Origin of the sequence: Kitasatospora sp. NPDC058170, from assembly GCF_042883905.1 — a bacterium.
GTDB lineage: Bacteria > Actinomycetota > Actinomycetes > Streptomycetales > Streptomycetaceae > Kitasatospora.
In genome coordinates this window covers 279,946-301,992 of record NZ_JBHVUV010000001.1, presented here as the reverse complement: position 1 = coordinate 301,992, position 22,047 = coordinate 279,946, and the positions used below count along the sequence as shown (strand labels likewise).

Here is a 22,047-nt window from a genome sequence, read left to right as displayed (position 1 = left end):
CTTAGCACCAGAAGAGTGTGGCGTCAAAGCCTTAAGGGGTGCACCTTCCGTGCGACACTGGTCCGCATGACTGCAGACAAGCCCGGCCCGGCCGCCCTCCGCGAGCTGGGCATCGCCGAGCAGGTGGCCGTCTACCAGCGGGAATTCCCCACGGTGGACCCCCAGGTGGAGACCATCGTGCAGACCCTCTCCCGGGTCGCCCGGCGGATGGGCGTGGCGTACAGCAGGCAGCTGACTGTGCTCGGAATCACCTCCGCCGAGTGGGAGGTGCTCAAGGCGCTGGTGGTCGCGGGCAGCCCGTACCGGCTCGGGCCGGGCGAGCTGGCCAAGCGCCTCGGGCTCACCCCGGCGGCGATGACGCACCGGATCGACCGGATGGTCGCCGAGGACCTCGTCACCCGGGAGCGGGACGAGTCCAACCGGGTGCGCGTGATCATCGAGCTGACCGAGAACGGCCGCGACAAGTGGCTGGAGTCGATGCGGATGGCGGCCGTCTTCGAGGAGGAGCTGCTCCAGGACGTCGCCGCCGAGGAGCGCACGGTGCTGTCGGGCATGCTCGCCCGGATGCTGCGCCGGATCGAGGAGACCCAGCCGGACGCCCTCGGCCGCACCGACGACCTGGCCTGATCCCGCCCCCGGCCCCGGCCCAGACCCCGGTCCCGACCGGGGAGGCCCACACAGCCAGCACAGCCCACACAGCCCACACAGCGAAGAGTCCGGCCCGCCGGGGGGAAAGCCCCCGGCGGGCCGGACTCGGTGCGAGGGTCCGTCAGGCCCTCAGTCGCTCAGACCATGCGGCGTCAGCAGGGACCGTTGTCGGTCCAGACGCCCCACTGGCCGGTGGTGCTGGGGTCCTCGCCCTTCGTCCACCACTTGTTGGTGTAGAAGTGGCCCTTCCAGGAGACCTTGGTCGGGTTGCCGTAGGTGGCGGCCGAGTCCCAGCTCGGGGCGCCCGCGCAGCCGGCCGGGGTGGTCGGCGGCGTGGTGGGAGGCGTCGTCGGCGGGGTGGTCGGCGGCGTCGTGGGCGGAGTGGTCGGAGGCGTGGTCGGCGGCGTCGTCGGCGCGGCCGGGCAGCCGGCGGCGGAGCCGTTGGTGGCCTCGACCATCTTGTCGAACAGCGCGGTCTTGGTGCCCAGGTCGTACAGCGAGAAGGCGAAGGAGCCGCCGAGGCCGTTGCAGTGGGCGTAGTCGACCTTGGCCTGGATCGAGCGGGCGTCCTCGCCGCTCCAGAAGGTGGAGCCGTCGTAGAAGTACGTGGTCTTCGCCGTGTCGTCCCAGAAGGTCTTGGCCGGGTTGTCGACGAAGCCCGCGAGCTCCTTGTACATCTGGATACCGGGGACGTTGCCGGACATCGCCGCGCCGGTGGCCGCGCCGGTGGCGGGCTGGAAGAGGCCGTTCTTACCGTTGTTCTGGACGCCGGTCCAGCCGCGGTAGTAGAACGGGACACCCACGTTGATCTTCTTGGCGGGGAAGCCGCCCGGGATGCCGTAGTCGGCGTCACCGGCGGTGTACGCCTTGATCGCGGCGTCGACCGAGTACTTGCCCTGACCCGGCGCGGCCGGGGTCATCGGGTCGTCCGGGCCGGAGTAGATCGGGGCCTGGTGGTTCGTCGGGCCCTTGGCGTCCCAGGCACCGTGCATGTCGTAGGTCATGATGTCCAGGAACGTCAGGTACTGACCGATCTTGTCGGTCTCGACGTTCCGGATCTTGTCCTGGCCGGCGCCGACCGCCGCCGCGGTGGCGTAGGTCTTGCCGTCGGTCTTGCCCTGGGCGTCCAGCTGCTCGCGCAGCTCCTTCAGCAGCAGGGTGAAGTTCTGCTTGTCGTTCGGGCTGGAGAGGTTGCCGGTGTGGCCGCCGCCGCCCGGGTACTCCCAGTCGATGTCGATGCCGTCGAAGACACCGGCCGCCGAGCCCGGGCCGCCGTAGCCGGCGTCCGTCGGGAGGTTGCCCTTGATGAACATGTCGATGCAGGACGAGACCAGCTTCTTGCGCGAGGCGTCCGTGGCCGCCGCCGCCGAGAAGTACTTGGAGTAGGTCCAGCCGCCCAGCGAGATCAGGACCTTGAGGTTCGGGTTCTTCGCCTTCAGCTTCTTCAGCTGGTTGAAGTTGCCCGCGATCGGCTGGCCCCAGACGTCGCCGACACCGTCCACCGAGATGTCCGGGCCGAAGCTCTTCTGGTAGTCCGCGAACGCGTCGCCCGCGCCGTCGCCGGCGTTCGGGTTGTTGTCGTCCTGGTTGGCGGCCTTGGTCGCCTGGAAACACCCGAGGCTGGTCGGGTTGATGTTGGCGAACGAGTAGATCAGGTAGTCCAGCTTCCCGGCGACGCCGGTGTCCTGGATCGTCTTGGGGTAGTACGCGTTCGCGTAGATCGACCACTGGTCGAAGTAGGCGACCTTGATGCCACCGCTGGTGGCGGGCGCGCCGGTGCTGTTGGTGACCGCGGCGTTGGCCGCGCCGCCACCGGTGAGCGCGAGGCCCGCGCCGAGCAGCAGGGAGGCGGTGGTGCCGGCCGCGAGCGCGGCCAGGCTCTTCGGACGCCGACGGCGCCCGGGCTCCTGGGCCGGGGCCCCGGCCCTCTCAATGCGTGAACGCAGCATGGGTGCGTGACTCCTGGTTGTGGGGGATTCCGCAGCCCTGGCGGGCTCGCACGGGGTGGGGCCGTACGACCAGGGCATGACAGAACAGGGGAAGGGAATCGAGCGGGTACATGCCTGACGGACACCGGGATATGCCGAACCGGCGCCAGCGGAGTCAACCGCTGACGCCGGTTCAGGGGCTCCCTGCACCTGTGGATTAAAATGGACTAGACCAACTCCCCCGTCAAGGGGTGATGTTGAGCCTTGAGCCGCGCTTAAGGTTCCCCTGGTTCCGCCACACCCCCGCTGACCTGCGGACGAACCCGGTGTCAGTACCGGACGGCGTTGGCCACGACCGCCTTGACCGTGCCGGAGAGGTCGCGGTTGCTGCGCGCGGTGGCCTGGACGCTCTGCCCGGCGGCCACGTCCGGGACGGTCACCGCGGTGGCGTCCAGGACGTTGCCGGACTCGTCGGTGAAGTTGACCTGGATGACGTACCGGTTGGACTGCTGCTCGTGGTTGGAGACCGTGAGGGGCACCTCCACCTTGCCGTCCGAGGCCGGCGTCACCGCGCCCGCGGCGACGTCGCCCTTGGCGTCCAGCCCGCCCTTCACCCCCGCGATCGCCGAGGACGCGGCCGCCTCCGCCGAGGCCGCCGCCGAGGAGAGGCCGCCCGCGGCCGAGGCCACCGCCGAGTTCACCGCCGAGGAGAGGCCGCCCGCGGCCGAGTTCACCGCCGAGGCGGCCGCGGAGGCCGCGCCCGCCACCCCCGACTGCACGGCGGCGGCCGCCGAGGAGACGGCGCTGCTCGCCGTGCTGTCGGAGGAGCAGCCGGCCAGCGCCGCAGCTCCGACGGCCGCCGCCACCAGCACACCGGCCACGGCGCGGCGCGGGCGGCGGACCACGGGTGCGGCCGGGTCCTGCGCGGTCGGCCGGTGGATCGTCGTCCGGCAGGGTGTCGTCCGGCGGGTGGTCGTCCGACGGGGCGGCTGGCGGTCCATGACGTCCTCGTTTCTGCCCGGCGCCGGGCTGCCCGGCACACCTCACGGCCACCCTGCGAGGCGCCGACCGGGGCCGCCAGCAGGGCTGATGCATCCGGGTGAGGCGGCGCCGGCCGGGCCCGGGCCCGGTGTGCGGAGTGGGGGGTCGGCCCCCCCGCCCCCCCACAACCCCAACCCCCCGGGCGGGGGGGCGTGGGGGCACCCCCCCGGCGGGGCCGGGGCGGGGCGCCCCGCCGTGATTTTCGCCGGGGGGGGGCGGCCGCGGGCGGGGCCCCGCCCCGGGCGGGGTGGCGGCCCTCCGCGCCGCCCCCCTCCCCCCCCCCCCACACCCCCGGGCGGGGGCGGATTCCGGACAGCCCGCGGCGGAGCCGTGGCCGGGCAGCCCGCGGCGGGGCCGTGGCCGGCCCGGGGCCGGCCGGGCTCAGGACAGCCCCGAGCCCTCCTGCCCCTCCGCCTCCACGGCGGCCCGCTCCTCGCGCAGCCGCACCTCGTGTCGGCGCCGCGCCACCACCCCGTACGCCGAGGCCGCGCTGGCCGCGAACGCCAGCAGGCCGACCCACGGCTGGTCGAAGGCGTGCCCGGTCAGGTGGTCCAGCGAGTAGCGCCCCGGGCCGGTCAGGCCGAGCGCGAGCCCGGTCGCCCCGAGGAAGGCCGGGTACTCGTAGCCGCCGGCCGTCACGAAGAAGCCGGCCGGGGCGTGCACCGCCACCGCGCCGGCCATCGTGCCGGCGACCACCGCGCCGGCCGCCGGCGTCGCCAGCCCGGCCACCAGCAGAGCGCCGCCGCCCGCCTCGCCGAGGCCCGCCGCGAGCGCGTTCTTCCGCCCGGGGTGGAACCCCATGGCCTCCATCGCCTGCGCGGTGCCCTCCAGGCCGCCGCCGCCGAACCAGCCGAACAGCTTCTGGGTGCCGTGCGCGATCAGTACCCCGCCGACGGCACCGCGCAGCGCGAGCAGGCCGAGATCCCTACGGTTCAGACACATGTCGAATCCTCGTTCCAGCGGAGGACGGCCGAGAGGCGGCCGATGACGCGGATGGTGATCCACCCCCCATCCCAGCCGAAAGCACGGTCCGGCTCGACCCGGGACCGCCATTCGAGCGAACATCGAAGCATCGAGGAGTGGAGCGCCCGATGACCCGACAGCCGCAGCCCGACCACCCCGCGCACCCGGCCTACCGGCTGGACGGCCGCGGGATCACCGACCGGGTGGCCTTCTACACCGCCCTCGGCGCCGCCCTGAACGGCCCCGGCGGCTACTACGGCGGCAACCTCGACGCGCTCGCCGACTGCCTGCGCGGCGGCTTCGGCCCCCGCCCCCCGTTCACGCTGGTCTGGGCGGACGCCGAGACCGCCCGCCGGCACCTCACCGGCCGGGTCTTCATCGGCGAGCGGCCGCTGGACTACTTCGACGCGATCCTCGACACGCTGCGCGCCGGAGGCGTGGCGGTCGAACTGCGATGATCATCCCGGTCATGCTTGGCCCATGTTCGTCTTCAACCTGAGCAGCGCCTTCATCGCCTTCTTCGCCGTCGTGGGCCCGCCCAAGACGCTGCTGTCCTTCGCCCGGCTGGCCGCCACCCGCACCACCGGGGAGCTGCGGCGGCTGGCCGCCTGGAGCTCCCTCATCTCGGCCCTGGTCGGGCTGGTGCTGGCCTTCAGCGCGGACTTCGTCACCTCGCTGTTCCACATCAGCGACCAGTCGCTGCAGCTGGCCGGCGGCGCGATCTTCTTCATCTACGCCGTGGCGCTGGTCCTGGGCATCCACCTCGGCGTCGGCGACGAGGAGGACGAGCACCTGCCGAACCCGATGGTGGACGGCATCCGCGAGCTGCTGCTGCCGTACATCGCCAGCCCGCTGGCGGTCACGGCGGTGCTGGTGGGCTCGCTGAGCAAGGACGACTGGGGGTGGCGGGCCACCATCACCGGGGCGTACATCGCCGTGGTGGTGATCAACTACGTCTGCGTGGCGCTGCTCGCGCCGCTGATGCAGCGCACCCACCGCACCTCGCTGGAGGTGCTCTCCCGGCTGCTCGGCCTGCTGCTGGCGGCGGTCGGCGTGGAGCTCTTCCTGAACGGTCTGGCGGGCCTGGGCCTGGACCTGCCCGAGGTGCACTGAGGCACCGCCGGACCGTCCGGTTCCGGCACCGGGTGCCGGGTGCCGGGTGCCGGGTGCCGGACGGTCCGGGCGCTGCGGCTCAGCCGGCGGCGAGCCGGGTGAGGACCTCGGCGATCTGCGCGCGGACCAGCGGATCGGCGGCCAGGCCCTCGGCGTCGACGGCCCCGCGGTCGAGCGGGATGCGCACGCAGGCCTCGTCCAGCACGGCGGCGCCGGTGTAGCCCAGCACGGTGCGCAGGGTGGCCTCGGCCCCCTGGCCGCGGCCCGGCGCGGCGGCGTTGATCCAGGCCGCGGGCTTGTCCGAGATCTCGGTGCCGCCGACCGTCCAGTCCAGCAGGTTCTTGAAGGAGCCCGGCAGCGTGCCCGCGTACTCCGGGGTGCAGATCAGCAGGCCGTCGGCGGCCGCGATGGCGGCTCTCAGCCCGGTCACCGCCTCCGGCAGGGGGTCGGCGTCGTGGTCGGGGTTGAAGTGCGGCAGCTCGGCCAGCCCGGCGTAGTAGGCGGTGGTGACGCCCTCGGGGGCGACCGCGGCGGCGGTGCGCAGCACCGTCTCGTTGGAGGAACCGGCCCGGAGGCTGCCGGGGATCAGCAGGATGTGACGGTCTGTCGGCATAGCCGCGCACCCTACCGGACCGGGGACGGGCGCCGGCGGCTCAGGGAACGACCACCGGCCGCCAGGGCACCGGGCTGGAGAGGATCATCGAACTGGCGGGCTGGCCGTAGCCGCCGAGGCGGTCGATCAGGGCCTCGAAGGCGGCCATCGCGGGCACCGCGACCAGCAGCACGCAGCACGCACCGCCGGTGACCCGGTGCAGCTGGAGCACCTCCGGCCAGTGGGCCACCTCGGGGTCGCGCAGCACGCAGCGCGGGCCGTAGCACTGGAGCTGGACCAGCGCGGTGATCGGCAGCCCGGCCCGGGCCGGGTCCACGTGGGCGTGGTAGCCGCTGATCACCCCGTCGGCCTCCAGGCGGCGCACCCGTTCGGCGACGGCGGGTGCGGAGAGGCTCACCCGGCGGGAGAGTTCGTTGTAGGAGAGGCGGGCATCGGCCTGCAGCTCGGCGAGCAGGCGGCGGTCGACGGCGTCCATGGCGGCTCCCGGTGGGTTCGGATCGGGGCGGGTCGGGGTGGATCGGGGTCCGGACCAAGGCCGGACCAAGGCCGGATCGGGGTCGGATCGGCCGGGCTCCGGGTGGCTTGAAACAGCTGTTTTTCATTCATAAGGCCGATCGGCTGAAAGACCTTTCGAACGGAATGCACGGGTGCGGCGACCGTACCCGAAGCCCATTCAAGAGCGGGCCGGGGCCACCGCACAATGGGGTCCCGGCAGCGGCCGGATCATCAGGAGGGATCGGGATGGGGCACGACACGGTGGAGACACCCAACCTGTCGTTCGGTCGGGGCGGTGAGCCGGGTCGGGGCACTCCGTACGCCCGCTACGCGCGGCTGGACGAGCTGCACAGCCTGCAGCAACCGCGCAGCAAGGAACCGGCCGAGCTGTCGTTCATCGTCACCACCCAGGTGATGGAGCTGCTGTTCGACCTGCTGCGGCACGAGTGGACGCTCGCCCAGCAGGCGCTGCGCGAGGAGGACCTTCCGGCCGCGCTGGCGGCGCTGCGGCGCGGCACCCACGTCCAGGACGTCCTGGCGCAGTCCTGGGACCTGCTGGCGACCATGACCCCGCAGGAGTTCAACTCCTTCCGCTCGGTGTTCGGCGAGGCCTCGGGCTTCCAGTCCTCGGCCTTCCTGCACCTGGAGTTCCTGCTCGGCAACAAGAACGCGGCCCTGCTGCGGATGTACGACGAGGTGCCGCAGACCCGGGCCGAGCTGAGCGACGTGCTGCGCTCCCCCGGCCTGTACGACGACGCGCTGGCGCTGCTCGCCCGGCGCGGCCTGGCGGTGCCGCACGAGCCGTCCGAGCAGCGCTACCGGGCCGACCCGGCGGTGGAGGCGGCCTGGCGGCAGGTCTACACCGACCCGGAGTACGCGGCCCTGCAGCCGCTCGCCGAGGCGCTGCTGGACGTCGCCGAGCGGGTGACCCGCTGGCGCCAGCGCCACCTGGCCGCGGTGAAGCGCTCGATGGGCGCCAAGCCGGGCTCGGGCGGGTCCAGCGGCCTGAGCTGGCTGCGCAAGTCCGCCGAGCAGGACGTCTTCCCCGAGCTGTGGACCGTCCGGAACGAACTGTGAGTGGGAGATTGGGCATGATCACGCGCGAGGAGTGCGCGGCGCTGGACGCCGTCGACCCGCTGGCGGCGTTCCGCAAGGAGTTCGCGCTGCCCGAGGGCGTCATCTACCTGGACGGCAACTCGCTCGGCGCGCTGCCGGCCCGCACCCCCGAGCGGGTGCGGCAGGTGGTCGAGGCCGAGTGGGGCCGGGAGCTGATCCGCAGCTGGAACGAGGCCGGCTGGTTCGAGCAGCCGTACCGGCTGGGCCGGCGGATCGCGCCGATGGTGGGTGCGGACCCGGACGAGGTGGTGGTCTGCGACACCACCTCGGTGAACCTGTTCAAGGTGCTGGCGGCCGCGCTGCGGCTGCGCCCCGGGCGGCGGACCGTCCTCGGCGACGGCGCGGCCTTCCCTACCGACCTGTACATCGCCGAGGGCGTGACCGGCCTGGTCGAGGGCGCCCGCAGCGTGCTGCTGCCCTCGGCGGCCGAGCTGGCGGACCACCTGGACGAGGACGTCGCCGTGGTCGTCCTCTCGCACGTGGACTACCGCACCGGCGAGCTGCTGGACATGCCCGGGATCACCGCCCGGGTCCAGGCCGCGGGCGCGCTGATGGTCTGGGACGTCTGCCACGCGGTCGGCGCGCTGCCGGTCGCCCTGGGCGCGAGCGGCGCGGACTTCGCGGTCGGCTGCACCTACAAGTACCTGAACGGCGGCCCCGGCTCGCCCGCCTTCCTGTACGTGGCCCGACGCCACCTGGAGGCCGGGCCGCAGCAGCCGCTGAGCGGCTGGTTCGGGCACGCCCGCCCGTTCGCCTTCGAGCCCGGGTACGACGCCAAGGAGGGCATCGGGCGGTTCCTGACCAGCTCGCCCTCGCTGCTCGGACAGGCCGCGCTGGAGGCGAGCCTGGACGTCTGGGAGCGGGCCGACCTCACCGCGGTGCGGGCCAAGAGCCTGGCCCTGACGGACCTGTTCATCGCACTGACGGAGGGGCTGGACGGGATCGAGGTGGCGACGCCGCGCGAGCACGCCCGGCGCGGCAGCCAGGTCGCCCTGCGGCACGCGGACGGCTACCCCGTGGTGCAGGCGCTGATCGAGCGCGGGGTGATCGGCGACTTCCGCGCGCCGGACCTGATGCGGTTCGGCTTCACCCCGCTCTACCTGTCGCACGTGGACGTGTGGGACGCGGCGCGGCAGCTGGCCGAGGTGCTGGAGTCCGGCGAGTGGCGGGCGGAGCGGTTCAGCCGGCGGGGCGAGGTCACCTGAGGTCCGCCTTCGAGCTCCCGGGCGGTCGGGCGGTCGGCGGCCCTTGCCGTTGGTAATGCACAGCATTAATGTTGTGCATTATGGCAAGGACGTCGGCGGGCCACGAGACCCGCGAGAAACTGCTGCGCGCCGCGGAGGAGCTCTTCGCCACCCGCGGCATCGAGGCCGCCCTCACCAGGGACATCACCAGGCTCGCCGGACAGGGCAACCCGTCCGCCGTGCAGTACCACTTCGGCTCCCGCGAGGGCCTGCTGGACGCGATCATGGCCGGACGCCAGGAACGCACCGAGCAGGCCCTCGCGCCGCTTCTGGCGGGGCTCGGCCCTGTCGCCGCCCCGCCCGGCCCGCCCGACCTGCCGGACCCGTCGGGCCTGCCGGGTCTGGCCGACCTGCTGGGCGCGCTGATCGCGGCCGAGGCCACCGAGCTGCGCACCCAGCAGGGGCGGTACTGCCTGCGGATCTCCGCCCAGGTCCGCCACAACAGCGGTGTCCGCACCCGGGCCCCGCACCCGCCGCCGGCGGGCGGCGGCCACCGGCGGGTCATCGAGCTGGTCGAGGACCGCGTCCACGACCTCCCCGAACCCCTCCGGCTGGAGCGGATCGACCTGGTGCTCACCCTGATCGGCGCCGCCCTGGCCGACCGGGCGCAGCAGTACCTCACCGGGAGCACGCCGCTGACCGACGAGGAGGCCTTCCTCGCCGACCTGGTCGCGATGTCCGCCGCCATGCTCGCCGCACCCACCCCGCACAGGTGCACCCCGTGAACGACCTGACCGGCAGGACCGTCATCACCACCGGCGCCGCCCGCGGCCTGGGTGCCGAGGCCGCCGCGCCGGCGGTGGACGGCGGCCGGACCACCGGTCCGACGGTCAAGTACGTCATGGGGCAGTAGAGTTCAGGACCTTCCCGGCCTGGGCAGGATCCCCGGTGACTGCCCGTCATTCCACCGGGGGGACGCATGGACATGGAACTCGGCCCGCTCAAGCCCGAACCGGTCGAGCTGCTCTTCGGCCTGCTCTGCTTCCTCCTGCTGGCCTGGCTGCTGGGCCGTCGGGTACTGCCGCGGGTGGAGCGGGTCCTGGCCGAACGGCACGATGCCATCGAGGGCGGTACCGAGCGGGCCGAGGCGCTCCGCGCGGAGGCCGAGCAGGCCTTCGAGGACCGTCGGCGCGAGCTGGACCGGGCCCGGCACGAGGCCGCCCGGATCCGCCAGGAGGCGGCCGAACAGGGCGCGGCCCTGATCGCGGCGGCCCGGGCGGAGGGCGTCCTCGAACGCGACCGGCTGGTCGCCGAGGCCCATGACCGGATCAGCGTCGACCGGACCCTGGCCGCCGTCTCGCTGCGCCAGGACGTGGGCGAGTTGGCCGTCGACCTGGCCGGGCGGGTGGTCGGCGAGTCCGTGGCCGCCGTCGCGGCGCAGCGCGGCACGGTGGGCCGCTTCTTCGACGAGCACTGACCTGCCGAACCCGGCCGAACCCGGCTGAACCCGGCCGCCGCCGGGGCCGGATGCCCGCCGGGACCGGATGCCCGTCGGGCCGCCCGGTGCGGACACCGGGCGGCCCGAGGGGGGTCGACGCCGCCGATCAGCGGGCGGACAGGACCACCTGACTAGCTGTGCCGGCCGCGGCGGCGGGCCGCCAGGACGGCGAGGCCGCCGAGGCCCAGCAGGCCGACACCGGCGAGGCCGAAGACGACCGGGGCGTTGCCCGCACCCGTCGAGGGCAGTTCACCACCCCCGCCGGCCGAGGTGCTGCCGGTCGGCCGGTGGCCGGTGGGGTGGTGACTGGTCGGACCGTGGCTGGTCGGGTGCGTGGTCGGGCTGGTGGGCGCCGGGCTCGTCGAGGTGGGGGCCGGGGACGAGGAGGTCGACGTCGGGGAGGGCGAGGTCGGGGACGGGGACGTCGGGGTCGGCGAGGTGGGCGACGGTGACGTCGGGGAGGGGGAGGTCGGGGACGGCGAGGTGGGGGTCGGGCTCGGCGTCGGGCTGGGTGTCGGACTGGGCGTCACCGCGCAGTCCGGGAGGTCCCCGTCGAACGGGTAACTGTGGATCTCGTAGCCGCCGCTGCCGGTCTGCACCAGGTTGCCCGCCAGATAGACCCGCCCGTTGAGGCCGGGGAGGGCGATGGTGGTCGTGCCCGCCGCGTTGCCCGCCATGACCGAGCCCTGGAACTGCGCACTGCCGAGGATCTGCGCGTTGCTGGACGTGGGGAAGTTCCACATCAGCTTGGAGCGCATCTCGGTGGTCTGGTCCCCCGGCAGGCCGGTGCCCGTGTAGGTGTTGATGATCGCGTTGTCCGACAGCATGTTGACGACGACGGTGGCGCCGGCCGGGATGCCCGCGAAGACCAGGCCGATCTGCCCGCCGGTCGGGGAGGCGAGGTTCCCGGTGACGTTGAAGACCTGCTTCATGCTGGTGCCGTCACCGGTGAAGGTCGCCTCGCTGCTGGTGACCGCGACCGTGCCGGTGGCGGTGGCCTTGGCGATGCAGGAGGAGACGTCCTCGACCTGGGTGAGCACCGACCGGTACGGCGCCGCGGCGTCGGGGTCGTTGATCGACTGCCCGGTCGGGTCGATGTTGATGGTCCCGGTGGCCGTACCGCCGTAGCGGAGGTTGCCGAAGGCCTGCCCCTGGGAGTCGCTGCCGCCGATGAGCAGGGAGTTGTTGGTCCTCACGTCGACGTTGCCGCCGACCGTCACGAAGTCGGAGCCGTTCGGCGGGACGACCCGCGAACCGACGCCGACGACGCCCATGTTGAAGGCACCGCCGCCCTGGCTCTTGTCGATGGTGAGGTTCCCGAGGGTGACGATCTTCCCCTCGGCCTCGGCGGCCCGGCCGTTCACCGTGTAGTCGCCGCCGGTGAAGACGTTGATGGTGGCGTCCCGGCCGGGGAAGTCGCCGTTGTTCGGCGGCGGCCAGGTGTTCGGGCAGTCGGGGCCGCTACAGGCACCCAGCGGCGGGGCCAGCGGCGCGGCCGAACCGACGGTCAGCACCGCCGCCATCGGCAGCGCCGCCATCGCCGTGGCCACCGCCACCCGCACCGCCCGGCGCCGGCGGGCCGCCGGAAGCCCCCTCACGGCAGTCGTCCTGTGATCCGGCATACCGGTGCCCTGGCCCATCGACACACTCCTCCGCGCATGGAAAAAAGGACAGGCCGCACGAACCTGCCACGAATGATGCGATCTGCGACATCCAATATCAAATTCGGACGATCCATACCCTACAGACCGTCAGGGCCCATCCGAAGATCACCCGAACGGGCGCGCTGACCCGGGCGCCGCGCCGTCACCGTTAGGTTGGGACCATGACTTCCGAGGACCAGGAACCGGACGCCCCGATCGCCGCCGTCGCCGCCAGCGCCGACGTCCTACGGCATCCCGAAGCCGGCGAGCACCTGCTCACCACCGTCGAGCGCGAGCGGGCCGCCCGGTTCCGGCACGAGGCGGGGCGGGTGGACTTCACCGCCGCACACATCCTGGTCCGGCTCTGCGCCGCGCGGCTGCTCGGCGTTCCGGCCGCCCGGCTGACGCTGGCCCAGAACTGCCCCGACTGCGGAAAGGGCGACCACGGCAAGCCCTACCTGCCGGACCACCCGGAGGTCCACGTGAGCCTGTCGCACACCCGGGGCGTGGTCGCGGCCGCCGCCGGGCACCACCCGATCGGCGTGGACGTGGAGCTGGCCGGGCGCGGCGGGGCCCTCACCGACGTGGCCCAACGGGTGCTCAGCGCGGCCGAGTTGCACCTGGTCGAGGCGCACCCCGAGCCGGCCCGGGCGTTCCTGCGGCAGTGGGTGCGCAAGGAGGCGCTGATCAAGATCGGCCGGACCAGCCTGGACACCCTCGCCAGCGTCGACCTCTCCGCCCTGCCGCTCGACATCCCCGCGGACGCTCCGCTGCTCAGCCGCTACCAGGACCTCTACCTGCTGGACTGGGCGGACGGCCCGCAGGGCGCGGCGGTCTGTGCGGTGAGCACGGCCGCGCCGCGGGTGGTGCCGCTCACGCCCGGCGCGCCGGGGGCGTGAGGGCCGGGCAGGCCGCTGCTCCGGACCGGGGCCGGGGGCTGATCCTGGCGTGATCCGGGGCCGGTCCGGGCCAGGTCCCCGCGCTGGTCCGGCGTTGGTTCGAGCCCGGTCCCTGCCTGGCCTCTGCCTGGTCTGACAGGGCCGGGACCCGGGCCGACGAGGCCCGGATAAGCGGTGTTAGCGTGCGTGCCCGGGGCTTCGGTACCGGACGCCCCGGCTGCCCGTCGCGCAGCCCCCGTGTGGAAAAAGGGTGTCCCCGCCATGGCCAAGTTCCTGCTGAGCCTGCACGTCCTCGCCTCGGTGCTGTTCATAGGCCCGGTCGCGGTGGCCGTCAGCATGTTCCCGCGCCGGGCGAAGGCCGCACTGGCCGGCGGGCCGGAGGGCGCCGCCGACGCCGGGGTGCTGCGGGTGCTGCACCGGATCACCCAGGTGTACGCGCTGCTGGGGATCGCCGTCCCGATGATGGGCATCGGCGTGGCCCAGGTGATGGACGTGCTCGGGCAGTCCTGGCTGATCGTCTCGATGGTGCTCACCGCCCTCGCCGCGCTCTCGCTGCTGCTGTTCGTCCTGCCCGCGCAGCAGGCCGCCGTGGACGCGCTCGACCTGGGTGCCGAGGCCCCGGAGCACGGCAAGGCGGTGCAGGGCCTGAAGCTGCTGCCGATGACGGCCGGGGTGTTCAACCTGCTCTGGGCCGTGGTCGTGGTGCTGATGATCATCCGGCCGGGCTCGACCACCGGCGCCTGAGCGGGCGGGCCCGGGAGCGGGGGCTGGGCCGGCGCGGGGGCTGGGCCGCGGGCTCAGAGCCTGGTCCGGCCGCGCTGGAGCGGCACGCCGGCCCGTTTGACCGCGCGTCCGACGATCGCGGTCTCGATCCCGGTGACGCCGAGCGGGCCGAGCGTCTCGGTGATGAACCGGTAGAGGCCGCCGTGGTCCGCGCAGAACAGGGCGGCCATCAGGGCGGCCGGCCCGCTGGTGGCGAACACGCCGTGCACCTGGGGGTGGCGGGCCAGCGCCGCGCCGACCTCGGCGAGGCGGCCCGGCGGGACGTCCAGCCAGAGGTTGGCGTCCACGGCCATGCCGAGCAGTCGCGGGTCGACGGTGGCGTGGGTGCGCAGCTGGCCGCCGGCGGCCAGCCGGTGCAGGCGGCGGCGGACGGTCGACTCGGGAGCGCCGACGGCCGCCGCGAGCGCGGCATCGGACTGCCGGGCGTCGGTGCCGAGCCGGGCGAGCAGGGCCCGGTCGAGGCCGTCCAGCGCGGGTGGGGGCGTGTCGGCGGGGGGCGGGGCGAGCGCGGCCGCCTCGTCCTCGGCCAGGTAGCCGGCCTGCCACCGACCGGCGTCGGAGAAGGCGTGCAGCACGGCGTGGGCGGTGGTCTCGGTGACGGCCGCGGTGGCCGGCAGCTGCCCGTACAGCAGCCGGTCGCGCGAGCCCGCGTCGGTGAGGACGACCGCGCCGACCTCCTGGCCGCCGAGCATGACGTCCACGAAGGGAACGTCGGGGCGGTCGGCGAGGGACTGCGCGATGGTGTCGACCTTGCCGCGCAGAACCCGTACCCGCAGGATCAGCGCGCCGACGGCGGCGTCCTCGACGTCGGGCAGCCGCACCACGCGCAGCACCCCGGCCTGCTGCATCCGGGCGAGGCGGCGGGTGACGGTGCGGGCGGAGACGCCGAGCACCTCGGCGATCCGGCCGGTCCCGGCGCGGCCGTCGATCTGCAGGGCGCAGACCAGACGGCGGTCGAGGGCGTCCAGCGTGCTGTCCGGATCGGCAGTGGAGAGGTCCATGGTGTCCGATCTCCGCCACTGTGTGGTGGGTGAGGGTCTCGTTCGGCCGCTCCGACGGTACTCCTGGTCCGGTCGGACCGGCGGACCGGTCCGTCGGTCGGTCGGCGGAAGCCAGTGGAAGACAGGAGCAGGACGATGAAGCAGTCCCAGGAGATCGGGGAGTTCCAGGGGACCGGGGAGCTCCAGGGGATCGGGGAGCTCCAGGGGATCGGGGAGCTCCGGGAGCTGCTGCCCGGGGTCGAGGCCGCCGTGCGGGAGGTCGGGGCGCTGCTGGCGTCGGCGCGACCCACCGAGCCCTCCCCCGCCCGGACGGTGGCAGAGGCGATGGCGCACTTCGCCGAGCTGGACGGCCCGGCCGCCGGGCTGCTGCGGAGGCGGCTGGGCGAACTGCGGCCGGGAGCCGGGTGGGTGGCGGACGAACTGGCGGGCTCGGTGCCCGCCGAGGGCGAGTGGTGGGTCTGCGACGCCACCGACGGCGCCGTGCAGTACCTGCTCGGGATGCCGCACTGGGCGGTCACCGCGACCCTGGTCCGGGACGGGCGGGCGGTGCTGGCCGTGGTGCACGCACCGCAGCTCGGCGGGCGGACGTACCGGGCGGTGCTGGGCGGCGGGGCCGAACTGGACGGCCGGTCGATCACGCCGGTGGAAAGGGAGTTGGCGGTGGCCGTCGCCGGGACGAGCCAGCCGCCGCTGGTGGGCGCCGACCCGGTGGCGCGGCGGCGGGCCGGCGAATCGTTGACGGCGCTGCTGGGCGAGGTCATGGCGGTGCGCAACCTCGGGCCGACCTCGCTGCAGGTCGCCCAGGTCGGCTCCGGGCATCTGGCGATGTTCTGGGAGTACGGCGCCGACGCGGGCAACCTGCTGCCGGGCGCGCTGATCGCCGGTGAGGCGGGCGCGACGGTGACGGACACCGCCGGGGCGGCCTGGACGGCCGCGTCCGACGGGTTCCTCGCCGCCGCGCCGGGCCTGCACGGCGCGGCGGTGGGGGTGTTGCGGGCGGTCGGCTGAGGCCGGCCGCCGGTGCCCGGCCCCGGCGGGCGGTGCCTGGTGGCCGGTGCCCGGTGGTCAGTTGTCGGCGGGCAGGTCCCGATGGCCGGTGCCTGGTGGTCAGTTGTCGGCGGGCAGTGCGAAGAGGCGGGCCGCATTGTCGTGGCAGACCGCACGCAACCACTCCTCCCCCAGGCCCAGCCCGGCCAGCGCGTCCAGCTGGTGGATGTACCGGTACGGGATGTTGGGGAAGTCGCTGCCGAGCAGGATGCGGCCCTGCAGCCGCCCGAGGCGCGGCAGTTCGGCGGACGGGAACGGGGTGTCCCGCTCGACGAAGTCGGTGAACGCCATGGTGGTGTCGAGGTGGACCCGGGGGTGGCGCTCGGCGAGGTCGAGGAAGTCGGTGTACTCCGGCAGGCCGAGGTGGGCGACCACCAGGGTGAGCCGCGGGTGGCGGGCGAGCACCTCGCCGATCGGACCGGGCCCGGTGTGCTTGCCGGGGACCGGTCCGGATCCGCAGTGGGTGACCACGGGCGTGCCGGTGTCGGCGAGCAGGCCCCAGACCTCGTCCAGCAGCCGGTCCGCCGGGTCGTACCCGCCGACCTGGAGGTGCGCCTTGAACACCCGGGCGCCGTCCGCGAGTGCGCGGGCGACGTAGTCGGGGGCCTGCGGCTCGGGGAAGAAGGTGGCGGTGTGCAGGCAGTCGGGCGTGCGGGCGGCGAAGTCGGCGGCCCACGCGTTCAGCCAGGCCGCCATCCCGGGCTTGTGCGGATAGAGCATCGCGGTGAACGCCCGGACCCCGAACTCCCGCAGCCAGTCGACGCGTTCGTCCTCCGCCTGGCGGTAGGTGATCGGCCAGGGCCGGTCGACCAGCGGGCCGGCCGCGTCGAAGTACGCCCAGACCTTGTCGAGGACGTTCTGCGGCATGAAGTGGGTGTGGACGTCGATCAGGCCGGGCAGGCCGAGGCCCTGCCAGAAGGCCCGGACCTCGGCCGCCTCGGCGCCAGGGCGGCCCGGGCCGCCCTGGCCCTGGAGCGTGCCCGGGCCGGGAAGCGCGCTCACGCGGGCACCGGGCGGGCGCGGTCGATGATCGCCCCGGCGTCCAGTCCGGCCGGCAGGGTGCCGAAGGCCGCGCCGTGGTCCCCGCCCAGCCGGGAGGCGCAGAACGCGTCGGCCACCGCCGGGTCGCCGTGGCGCACCAGCAGGGCGCCCTGGAAGGCCAGTGCCATCGACTCGACCAGCCGGCGGGTGCGGTACTCCAGGTCGCTGAGGTCGGTGAGCTGCTTGCGCAGTCCGGCGACGGCGGCGTCGAGCCGGCGGTCGGCGCCGGCCGCCGCGTCCAGTTCGCCGAGGAAGGCCTCGACGGTCTCCGGGTGCTTGGCCATGGCGCGCAGCGCGTCCAGGGCCGCGACGTTGCCGGAGCCCTCCCAGATCGAGACCAGCGGCGCCTCGCGGTAGAGCCGGGGCATGCCGGACTCCTCGACGTAGCCGTTGCCGCCGAGGCACTCCAGCGCCTCGGCTGCGTGCGCCGGACCGCGCTTGCAGACCCAGTACTTGGCGACGGCCAGCCCCAGCCGTCGCACCAGCGCCTCGGTCGCGTCCCCGGCGAGGGCCCGGTCGGTGGCGTGGGCCAGCCGCATCGCCACGGTGGTGGCCGCCTCGGACTCGACGACCAGGTCGGCGAGGACGTTGCGCATCAGCGGCTGGTCGACCAGGGCCCTGCCGAACGCCCTTCGGTACATGGCGTGCTGGACGGCCCGGGTGGCACCCAGGCGCATGCCGGAGGCGGCGCCGACGGTGCAGTCCAGCCGGGTCATGTTGACCATCTCGATGATGGTCGGCACGCCCCGCCCCTCCTCGCCGACCAGCCAGCCGACCGCGCCGTCGTACTCGATCTCGGCGGAGGCGTTGGACTTGTTGCCCAGCTTGTCCTTGAGCCGCTGGAGCAGCAGGCGGTTGCGCTCGCCGTCCGGCAGGATCCGCGGCAGCATGAAGCAGCTGAGCCCGCCCGGCGCCTGGGCGAGCGTCAGGAAGAGGTCGGACATCGGCGCCGAGGTGAACCACTTGTGGCCGTTGAGCCGGTAGGTGCCGTCGGCCTGCGGGACGGCGGTGGTGGTGTTGGTGCGGACGTCCGAGCCGCCCTGCTTCTCGGTCATCGACATGCCGGCGATCAGACCGCGCTTGCCGTGCGGCTCGCGCAGCCCGAAGTCGTACGTGGTGGAGGCCAGCAGCGGCTCCAGCTCCGCGGCCAGCGCGGGTGTGGCGCGCAGCGCGGGCACCGAGGCGTAGGTCATCGAGATCGGGCAGGTGTGGCCGGCCTCGACCTGGCCCCAGACGTGGAACTTGGCGGCCCGGGCGGTGTGCGCGCCGGGGCGGTCGTCCCGCCAGGGCGCGGCGTGCAGGCCGTGGCCGACGGCGGTGCGCATCAGCTCGTGCCAGGACGGGTGGAACTCCACCTCGTCGATCCGGTGGCCGAAGCGGTCGTGGGTGCGCAGCACCGGCGGGTTCTCGTTGGCCGTCCGGCCCCACTCGGCGGCCTGCTCGGAGCCGGCCAGGCGGCCGAGCTCGTGCAGCTCGGGCTCGGCCCAGCCGGCGCCGGCGCGGTGCAGGGCGGCCAGCAGGGCCGGGTCGGCGGCGGTGTCCTGTCCGTACGGCAGGGGCACCTGGTTGGTGACCTCATGCGTCGCTGTCATCGCGTCCTCCCAGGGCACGCAGGGTGAAGGAGACCAGAGCGGGGACCACCTCGGGCGGGGTGTCCCCGAAGACGGGGGTGCGGGCCGCGGCGAGCGGTCCGGCCAGGGCCTCGGCGACCGCGCCGACCAGTGCGGCGGCGGTCAGCTCCGGATCCTGGCGGGGCAGTCGGCCGGCCGCCACGGCGGCGGTGATCTGGGCGGCGATCACATCGCGGAACGCCCGCCGGAACACCAGGCGTTCGGCGTCCACGACGGCGTCGGCCGGTTCGACCAGCAGCGCGTGGGCGAGCCGGGGGGCGCGCAGGGCACGGGCCGCGAAGGTCTCGACCACGGCGGCGATCCGCTCCAGCGGGGTCTCCCGACGGGCCACGGCCTCGTTCACGGCGGCGATCTCACGGGTGACCACCCGGCGGAACAGTTCGACGGACAGCTCGGCCTTGTTGGCGAAGTGCTGGTAGAGGCTGCCGGTGGCGATCCCGGCGCGGTCCGCGACGGCGGCCATCGAGCAGCCGCCGTAGCCGCGCTCGGCGAGCAGCCCGACGGCGGCCTGGAGCACCGCCTCGCGCTGGGCGTCCAGGCGGGCTTGCACGGCGGGCGTGCGTCGGTAGGCCATGGAAGCATTGAAGCACTGATTCACTGCTTCGGGGAGGGGGCGGGCGGTACTTCGAGCGGCGCGCCGGGGGGCGGGTCGGGGGGCCGGGGGCTGGATCGGGCGGCCCGTCAGGGGGTGCGGTGGTTGCACAGGGCGAGGGGCCACCCGCCGGTCCGGTGCGCCGGCGGGTGACCCCTCGGAGGTGTGCGGTTGCCGCCGCTACGGGCGGTCGCGCTCCAGCTTCAGACCCTCGGCGTCCAGCGGGCCGAACGGCGGGATCCGGTGGGCCGCGGTGAGGGAGCGGGCGGAGGCGCCGTCGGCGTCGCCGAGACCGGCCCACTCCAGGACCTTGGCGGTGGCCGCGGCCGAATCCCCGGCCGACAGCTTGCCGATGTTGGAGCCGTGGTTGCCGCCGGCCACAGTGTAGACGTAGCTGTCCTCGCTGCCCCGGCCGAGGCGGAACGGCTCGGCGCCCCACGGGTCGTTCTGCCCGTAGACGAAGATGATCCGCTCGGCCGAGTTCTTCACCCAGCGGTCGATGTCACGCATCGCGGAGGGGTCGAAGCGCAGCGGGATGTTCTTCGGCACGTAGGTGCGCGGCGAGTACAGCTCGTTGTAGTCGTAGTGCAGCAGGCCCTTGAGGCGGGAGACGTCGAAGCTGGGCGAGCCCAGCTCGGTGCCCGCCTGGTAGTAGTAGGCGGTGTACCCGGCGAGCGACTGGTCGCTGTTGCCGGTGATGCCGGACTGGGAGTCGAACCAGGCGTACAGCTGGTCGTCGGTGGACGCGGCCGTCGGGACGCCGGCGCAGTCCGCCTCGGTGCTGTACTGCCAGAACGCCCAGACCACGTCGAGCACGCCCGCCTCGTACGCCCGGTCGGCGCTGCCGGTGGTGGTGAAGGTCGAACCGGCGGCGGCGTTGTCGGCCGTGTAGCGGGCCTCCAGGCGGTCGCGGCGGACCAGGAGCTCGCGCTGGGCGGCCTCCAGGGTGGCCCGGCACTCGGGGGTGCCGACGTTGCGGAAGAACGCGCTGTAGGCGGCGTCCTCGCGGTTGTCGACGTCGTTCGGCGCCACGTACGCGATGGTGCCGTCGACGTCGTCCGGGTAGAAGCGGCGGTGGTAGACCGAGGACATGCCGCCCTTGCTGGCGCCGGTGGACAGCCACTCGTGCTGGTAGATCCGCTTCAGCGCGGTGATGATCCGGTGCGAGTCGGCGGCGGCCTGGCGGATGCCGGCCTTGGTCCAGTCGGCCGGCTCGGGACGGGACGGGGTGAAGTAGCGGTACTCGATGGAGACCTGGTTGCCGTCGGTCAGCCGGGTCGGCTCGGTGCGCGAGGGAGTGGTGCGCAGGCTGTAGCCGTTGGTGTAGAAGACGGTCGGGCGGTCGAAACCGCGGTGCAGCACGCTGAGCCGCTGCTGGAAGGTGCCCAGCCAGGGGCGGGAGTGGTCGATCGGCTGGGTGTAGGTGAGCAGGAAGTAGCGGTGGTCGGCGTCCGTCGGCTGCTCCTCGGTGACGGTCATCCCGGGGATCGCCGCCAGGCGGGCCTTGATGTCCCCCGAGGCCGCGGGGGCTCCGGCAGCGCTGTCGGCGCTGTCGGCGCTTTGGGCGCTTTGGGCGCTTTGGGCACTGTCGGGGGCACCCTGCGCGAACGCGGGCGCCGCCAGGCCTCCGACGGCGAGCAGGGGTATCAGCAGAACGGCGACCAGCAGTCTTCTGAGCTTGGTGGACATCAACTCTCCATCGGGTCAATGGATCAACAGATCAGTGGTACTGACCGACAGCTCGGCCGCCCGGTAGACGGCCGAGTGGGCCACCCGCGGATCGCGGATGGCCCACCGGAACGAAAGTGCTGGTCAAGGGCGCGGCAGGGTGCAGCCGGAGAGGGTGAGGTCGAGGCGGTTGCCGGCGGCGAAGCAGGCCGGGATGCCGTAGGTCTCCTGGGCGTAGTTGATGCCCTTGCGGACCGTCACCTTCCCGCTCTGGTCGACCTCGCACGGGTTGTTGACGGTGCAGGTCTCGCCGTCCTCGTTGCCCGTGTTGTTGACGGCGACGACCTGGCCGGTGGCGGTGTCGACGACGGGCGAGCCGGAGGTGCCGCCGATGGTGTTGCAGCTGGAGGTGTAACGGACCGAGTCCTTGAAGGTCCAGTCACCCTCCTTGAGGCGGTAGACGAAGCCGTCGACCGAGCAGGAGTAGATCTTCTTCCAGTACCCGGAGACGACCTTGATCGAGGTGCCCTGCGCGGGGTGGGTCGCGGCGATGGTCAGCGGGGCGATCCCGTACTGCGACTGGATCGAGGCGTAACTGGTGTTCAGCTGGTAGATCGACACATCGGTGTCGGTCATCGTTCCGTAGACCACCTTGGTGGCCCGGACCGTGCCGAGCTTCGAGCCGGTCGAGCTGAGCAGCGAGAAGGTGCGGCTGGAGGACCGGTTGACGACCACCTCGCCGGGACCAGGCATCCCGGTCTCCAGGCAGTGGCCGTTGGAGAGGATCAGGGCCGGGTCGCTCGCGGTCGACTTGGGGAGGCGGACCAGCGAGCCCGAACAGTTGCTGAGCGCCACCGTGCCGGCGAAGTTGACGGCGGCCGCGACCTGCGACTGCTGGTCCTGCGAGGCCTGGGCGATGTCCGCGACGGGCGCGGTCGGTGCGGGCGTGACCGGTGCGTGCGTGGCCGGTGCGGCAGCTGCGGGGGAGGCTCCGGCCAGGGCGGTGGCCCCGGCGAACACGAGCGCGGCGAGCATGCCTATGAGCGGCTTCTTCATGAGAGACCTCTCGGTGTGGGGGTGCACCAAAGCTGTCGCGGACATGACGTGATGTCAAGAGTCCCGCAGCGACCGAGAGGTCATTGA

The 22,047-nt window shown here is 73.5% G+C and carries 23 protein-coding genes; 11 read left to right on the top strand and 12 right to left on the bottom strand.

What is annotated here, in order from left to right:
• Positions 1-66: 66 nt before the first annotated feature.
• Entirely contained in the window at positions 67-627 is a 561-nt protein-coding gene (locus tag ACFVVX_RS01405; protein ID WP_387940093.1) for a MarR family winged helix-turn-helix transcriptional regulator, read from the top strand.
• 173 nt (positions 628-800) lie between these two features.
• Here the strand turns inward: ACFVVX_RS01405 and ACFVVX_RS01400 are convergent, their stop codons facing one another.
• The 3 genes from ACFVVX_RS01400 to ACFVVX_RS01390 form a co-directional block, all read right to left on the bottom strand.
• Positions 801-2,597, bottom strand: a complete 1,797-nt coding sequence (locus ACFVVX_RS01400; RefSeq protein ID WP_387940091.1) for a glycosyl hydrolase family 18 protein — start codon at positions 2,595-2,597, stop codon at positions 801-803.
• A gap of 308 nt (positions 2,598-2,905) precedes the next feature.
• Entirely contained in the window at positions 2,906-3,577 is a 672-nt protein-coding gene (locus tag ACFVVX_RS01395; RefSeq protein ID WP_387940089.1) for a hypothetical protein, read from the bottom strand.
• A gap of 421 nt (positions 3,578-3,998) precedes the next feature.
• Positions 3,999-4,559 (bottom strand): DoxX family protein, encoded by a 561-nt coding sequence (locus ACFVVX_RS01390; protein WP_387940087.1) that lies wholly within the window; start codon positions 4,557-4,559, stop codon positions 3,999-4,001.
• 149 nt (positions 4,560-4,708) lie between these two features.
• Here ACFVVX_RS01390 and ACFVVX_RS01385 point away from each other — a divergent pair, with 149 nt between their 5' ends.
• On the top strand, positions 4,709-5,038 hold the full coding sequence (locus tag ACFVVX_RS01385) for a barstar family protein (RefSeq protein WP_387940085.1): 330 nt from the start codon (positions 4,709-4,711) through the stop codon (positions 5,036-5,038).
• Between the two features lie 22 nt (positions 5,039-5,060).
• The gene (locus ACFVVX_RS01380; protein WP_387940084.1) at positions 5,061-5,693 is read left to right on the top strand and encodes a MarC family protein; all 633 of its coding nucleotides are present in this window, start codon (positions 5,061-5,063) and stop codon (positions 5,691-5,693) included.
• Positions 5,694-5,772: 79 nt separating this feature from the next.
• On the opposite strand, the gene ACFVVX_RS01375 is transcribed toward ACFVVX_RS01380, so the two are convergent.
• Together ACFVVX_RS01375 and ACFVVX_RS01370 are read right to left on the bottom strand one after the other, a co-directional pair.
• Positions 5,773-6,306, bottom strand: a complete 534-nt coding sequence (locus ACFVVX_RS01375) for an NADPH-dependent FMN reductase (protein WP_387940082.1) — start codon at positions 6,304-6,306, stop codon at positions 5,773-5,775.
• Positions 6,307-6,346: 40 nt separating this feature from the next.
• Positions 6,347-6,781 carry an Lrp/AsnC family transcriptional regulator gene (locus tag ACFVVX_RS01370; protein WP_387940080.1) on the bottom strand — a complete coding sequence of 145 codons (435 nt, stop codon included), beginning with the start codon at positions 6,779-6,781 and terminating at the stop codon, positions 6,347-6,349.
• A gap of 266 nt (positions 6,782-7,047) precedes the next feature.
• Between ACFVVX_RS01370 and ACFVVX_RS01365 the strand changes: the two genes are divergently transcribed.
• The 5 genes from ACFVVX_RS01365 to atpF all read left to right on the top strand — a co-directional run bounded on the left by ACFVVX_RS01365 (position 7,048) and on the right by atpF (position 10,578).
• Complete coding sequence (locus ACFVVX_RS01365) at positions 7,048-7,878, top strand: tryptophan 2,3-dioxygenase (protein ID WP_387940078.1); 831 nt, start codon at positions 7,048-7,050, stop codon at positions 7,876-7,878.
• Between the two features lie 14 nt (positions 7,879-7,892).
• Positions 7,893-9,122 (top strand): kynureninase, encoded by a 1,230-nt coding sequence (kynU, locus tag ACFVVX_RS01360; protein ID WP_387940076.1) that lies wholly within the window; start codon positions 7,893-7,895, stop codon positions 9,120-9,122.
• Between the two features lie 80 nt (positions 9,123-9,202).
• Positions 9,203-9,886, top strand: a complete 684-nt coding sequence (locus ACFVVX_RS01355) for a TetR family transcriptional regulator (protein WP_387940074.1) — start codon at positions 9,203-9,205, stop codon at positions 9,884-9,886.
• On the top strand, positions 9,883-10,014 hold the full coding sequence (locus tag ACFVVX_RS01350; RefSeq protein WP_387940072.1) for a hypothetical protein: 132 nt from the start codon (positions 9,883-9,885) through the stop codon (positions 10,012-10,014). Before ACFVVX_RS01355 ends, ACFVVX_RS01350 begins: the two co-directional genes overlap by 4 nt.
• 66 nt (positions 10,015-10,080) lie before the next feature.
• On the top strand, positions 10,081-10,578 hold the full coding sequence (atpF, locus tag ACFVVX_RS01345; RefSeq protein ID WP_387940070.1) for a F0F1 ATP synthase subunit B: 498 nt from the start codon (positions 10,081-10,083) through the stop codon (positions 10,576-10,578).
• Between the two features lie 152 nt (positions 10,579-10,730).
• Here atpF and ACFVVX_RS01340 read toward each other — a convergent pair whose 3' ends face one another.
• Positions 10,731-12,197, bottom strand: a complete 1,467-nt coding sequence (locus tag ACFVVX_RS01340; protein WP_387940068.1) for a choice-of-anchor A family protein — start codon at positions 12,195-12,197, stop codon at positions 10,731-10,733.
• 227 nt (positions 12,198-12,424) lie between these two features.
• On the opposite strand from ACFVVX_RS01340, the gene ACFVVX_RS01335 reads away from it, so the two are divergent.
• Together ACFVVX_RS01335 and ACFVVX_RS01330 are read left to right on the top strand one after the other, a co-directional pair.
• A complete protein-coding gene (locus tag ACFVVX_RS01335) occupies positions 12,425-13,141 on the top strand; it encodes a 4'-phosphopantetheinyl transferase family protein (RefSeq protein ID WP_387940066.1) in 717 nt (238 codons plus the stop codon).
• 261 nt (positions 13,142-13,402) lie between these two features.
• The gene (locus ACFVVX_RS01330) at positions 13,403-13,885 is read left to right on the top strand and encodes a DUF2269 family protein (RefSeq protein WP_387940064.1); all 483 of its coding nucleotides are present in this window, start codon (positions 13,403-13,405) and stop codon (positions 13,883-13,885) included.
• A gap of 53 nt (positions 13,886-13,938) precedes the next feature.
• Here ACFVVX_RS01330 and ACFVVX_RS01325 read toward each other — a convergent pair whose 3' ends face one another.
• Positions 13,939-14,925, bottom strand: a complete 987-nt coding sequence (locus tag ACFVVX_RS01325) for an Lrp/AsnC family transcriptional regulator (protein ID WP_387940062.1) — start codon at positions 14,923-14,925, stop codon at positions 13,939-13,941.
• A gap of 135 nt (positions 14,926-15,060) precedes the next feature.
• On the opposite strand from ACFVVX_RS01325, the gene ACFVVX_RS01320 reads away from it, so the two are divergent.
• The gene (locus ACFVVX_RS01320) at positions 15,061-15,933 is read left to right on the top strand and encodes an inositol monophosphatase family protein (protein WP_387940060.1); all 873 of its coding nucleotides are present in this window, start codon (positions 15,061-15,063) and stop codon (positions 15,931-15,933) included.
• A 99-nt stretch (positions 15,934-16,032) separates the two neighbouring features.
• Here the strand turns inward: ACFVVX_RS01320 and ACFVVX_RS01315 are convergent, their stop codons facing one another.
• From ACFVVX_RS01315 to ACFVVX_RS01295, 5 genes are all read right to left on the bottom strand, one after another.
• Positions 16,033-16,974 carry an amidohydrolase family protein gene (locus tag ACFVVX_RS01315; RefSeq protein ID WP_387940058.1) on the bottom strand — a complete coding sequence of 314 codons (942 nt, stop codon included), beginning with the start codon at positions 16,972-16,974 and terminating at the stop codon, positions 16,033-16,035.
• Complete coding sequence (locus tag ACFVVX_RS01310) at positions 16,971-18,605, bottom strand: acyl-CoA dehydrogenase family protein (protein ID WP_387940056.1); 1,635 nt, start codon at positions 18,603-18,605, stop codon at positions 16,971-16,973. The genes ACFVVX_RS01315 and ACFVVX_RS01310 overlap by 4 nt, the downstream gene beginning before the upstream one ends.
• A complete protein-coding gene (locus ACFVVX_RS01305) occupies positions 18,589-19,218 on the bottom strand; it encodes a TetR/AcrR family transcriptional regulator (RefSeq protein ID WP_387940054.1) in 630 nt (209 codons plus the stop codon). Before ACFVVX_RS01305 ends, ACFVVX_RS01310 begins: the two co-directional genes overlap by 17 nt.
• A 198-nt stretch (positions 19,219-19,416) precedes the next feature.
• Positions 19,417-20,925, bottom strand: a complete 1,509-nt coding sequence (locus tag ACFVVX_RS01300) for a S28 family serine protease (RefSeq protein ID WP_387940051.1) — start codon at positions 20,923-20,925, stop codon at positions 19,417-19,419.
• A 123-nt stretch (positions 20,926-21,048) separates the two neighbouring features.
• Complete coding sequence (locus ACFVVX_RS01295) at positions 21,049-21,960, bottom strand: serine protease (protein ID WP_387940049.1); 912 nt, start codon at positions 21,958-21,960, stop codon at positions 21,049-21,051.
• Positions 21,961-22,047: the final 87 nt, after the last annotated feature.

Bases quoted from the DNA above. Each gene is read 5' to 3' on its own strand.
- ACFVVX_RS01400 (WP_387940091.1), bottom strand. From the start codon at position 2,597: ATGCTGCGTTCACGCATTGAGAGGGCCGGGGCCCCGGCCCAGGAGCCC.
- atpF (WP_387940070.1), top strand. From the start codon at position 10,081: ATGGACATGGAACTCGGCCCGCTCAAGCCCGAACCGGTCGAGCTGCTC.
- ACFVVX_RS01320 (WP_387940060.1), top strand. From the start codon at position 15,061: ATGAAGCAGTCCCAGGAGATCGGGGAGTTCCAGGGGACCGGGGAGCTC.
- ACFVVX_RS01325 (WP_387940062.1), bottom strand. From the start codon at position 14,925: ATGGACCTCTCCACTGCCGATCCGGACAGCACGCTGGACGCCCTCGAC.
- ACFVVX_RS01395 (WP_387940089.1), bottom strand. From the start codon at position 3,577: ATGGACCGCCAGCCGCCCCGTCGGACGACCACCCGCCGGACGACACCC.
- ACFVVX_RS01355 (WP_387940074.1), top strand. From the start codon at position 9,203: ATGGCAAGGACGTCGGCGGGCCACGAGACCCGCGAGAAACTGCTGCGC.
- ACFVVX_RS01335 (WP_387940066.1), top strand. From the start codon at position 12,425: ATGACTTCCGAGGACCAGGAACCGGACGCCCCGATCGCCGCCGTCGCC.
- ACFVVX_RS01370 (WP_387940080.1), bottom strand. From the start codon at position 6,781: ATGGACGCCGTCGACCGCCGCCTGCTCGCCGAGCTGCAGGCCGATGCC.
- ACFVVX_RS01390 (WP_387940087.1), bottom strand. From the start codon at position 4,559: ATGTGTCTGAACCGTAGGGATCTCGGCCTGCTCGCGCTGCGCGGTGCC.
- ACFVVX_RS01365 (WP_387940078.1), top strand. From the start codon at position 7,048: ATGGGGCACGACACGGTGGAGACACCCAACCTGTCGTTCGGTCGGGGC.
- ACFVVX_RS01385 (WP_387940085.1), top strand. From the start codon at position 4,709: ATGACCCGACAGCCGCAGCCCGACCACCCCGCGCACCCGGCCTACCGG.
- ACFVVX_RS01295 (WP_387940049.1), bottom strand. From the start codon at position 21,960: ATGAAGAAGCCGCTCATAGGCATGCTCGCCGCGCTCGTGTTCGCCGGG.
- ACFVVX_RS01375 (WP_387940082.1), bottom strand. From the start codon at position 6,306: ATGCCGACAGACCGTCACATCCTGCTGATCCCCGGCAGCCTCCGGGCC.
- kynU (WP_387940076.1), top strand. From the start codon at position 7,893: ATGATCACGCGCGAGGAGTGCGCGGCGCTGGACGCCGTCGACCCGCTG.
- ACFVVX_RS01380 (WP_387940084.1), top strand. From the start codon at position 5,061: ATGTTCGTCTTCAACCTGAGCAGCGCCTTCATCGCCTTCTTCGCCGTC.
- ACFVVX_RS01300 (WP_387940051.1), bottom strand. From the start codon at position 20,925: ATGTCCACCAAGCTCAGAAGACTGCTGGTCGCCGTTCTGCTGATACCC.
- ACFVVX_RS01310 (WP_387940056.1), bottom strand. From the start codon at position 18,605: ATGACAGCGACGCATGAGGTCACCAACCAGGTGCCCCTGCCGTACGGA.
- ACFVVX_RS01330 (WP_387940064.1), top strand. From the start codon at position 13,403: ATGGCCAAGTTCCTGCTGAGCCTGCACGTCCTCGCCTCGGTGCTGTTC.
- ACFVVX_RS01305 (WP_387940054.1), bottom strand. From the start codon at position 19,218: ATGGCCTACCGACGCACGCCCGCCGTGCAAGCCCGCCTGGACGCCCAG.
- ACFVVX_RS01405 (WP_387940093.1), top strand. From the start codon at position 67: ATGACTGCAGACAAGCCCGGCCCGGCCGCCCTCCGCGAGCTGGGCATC.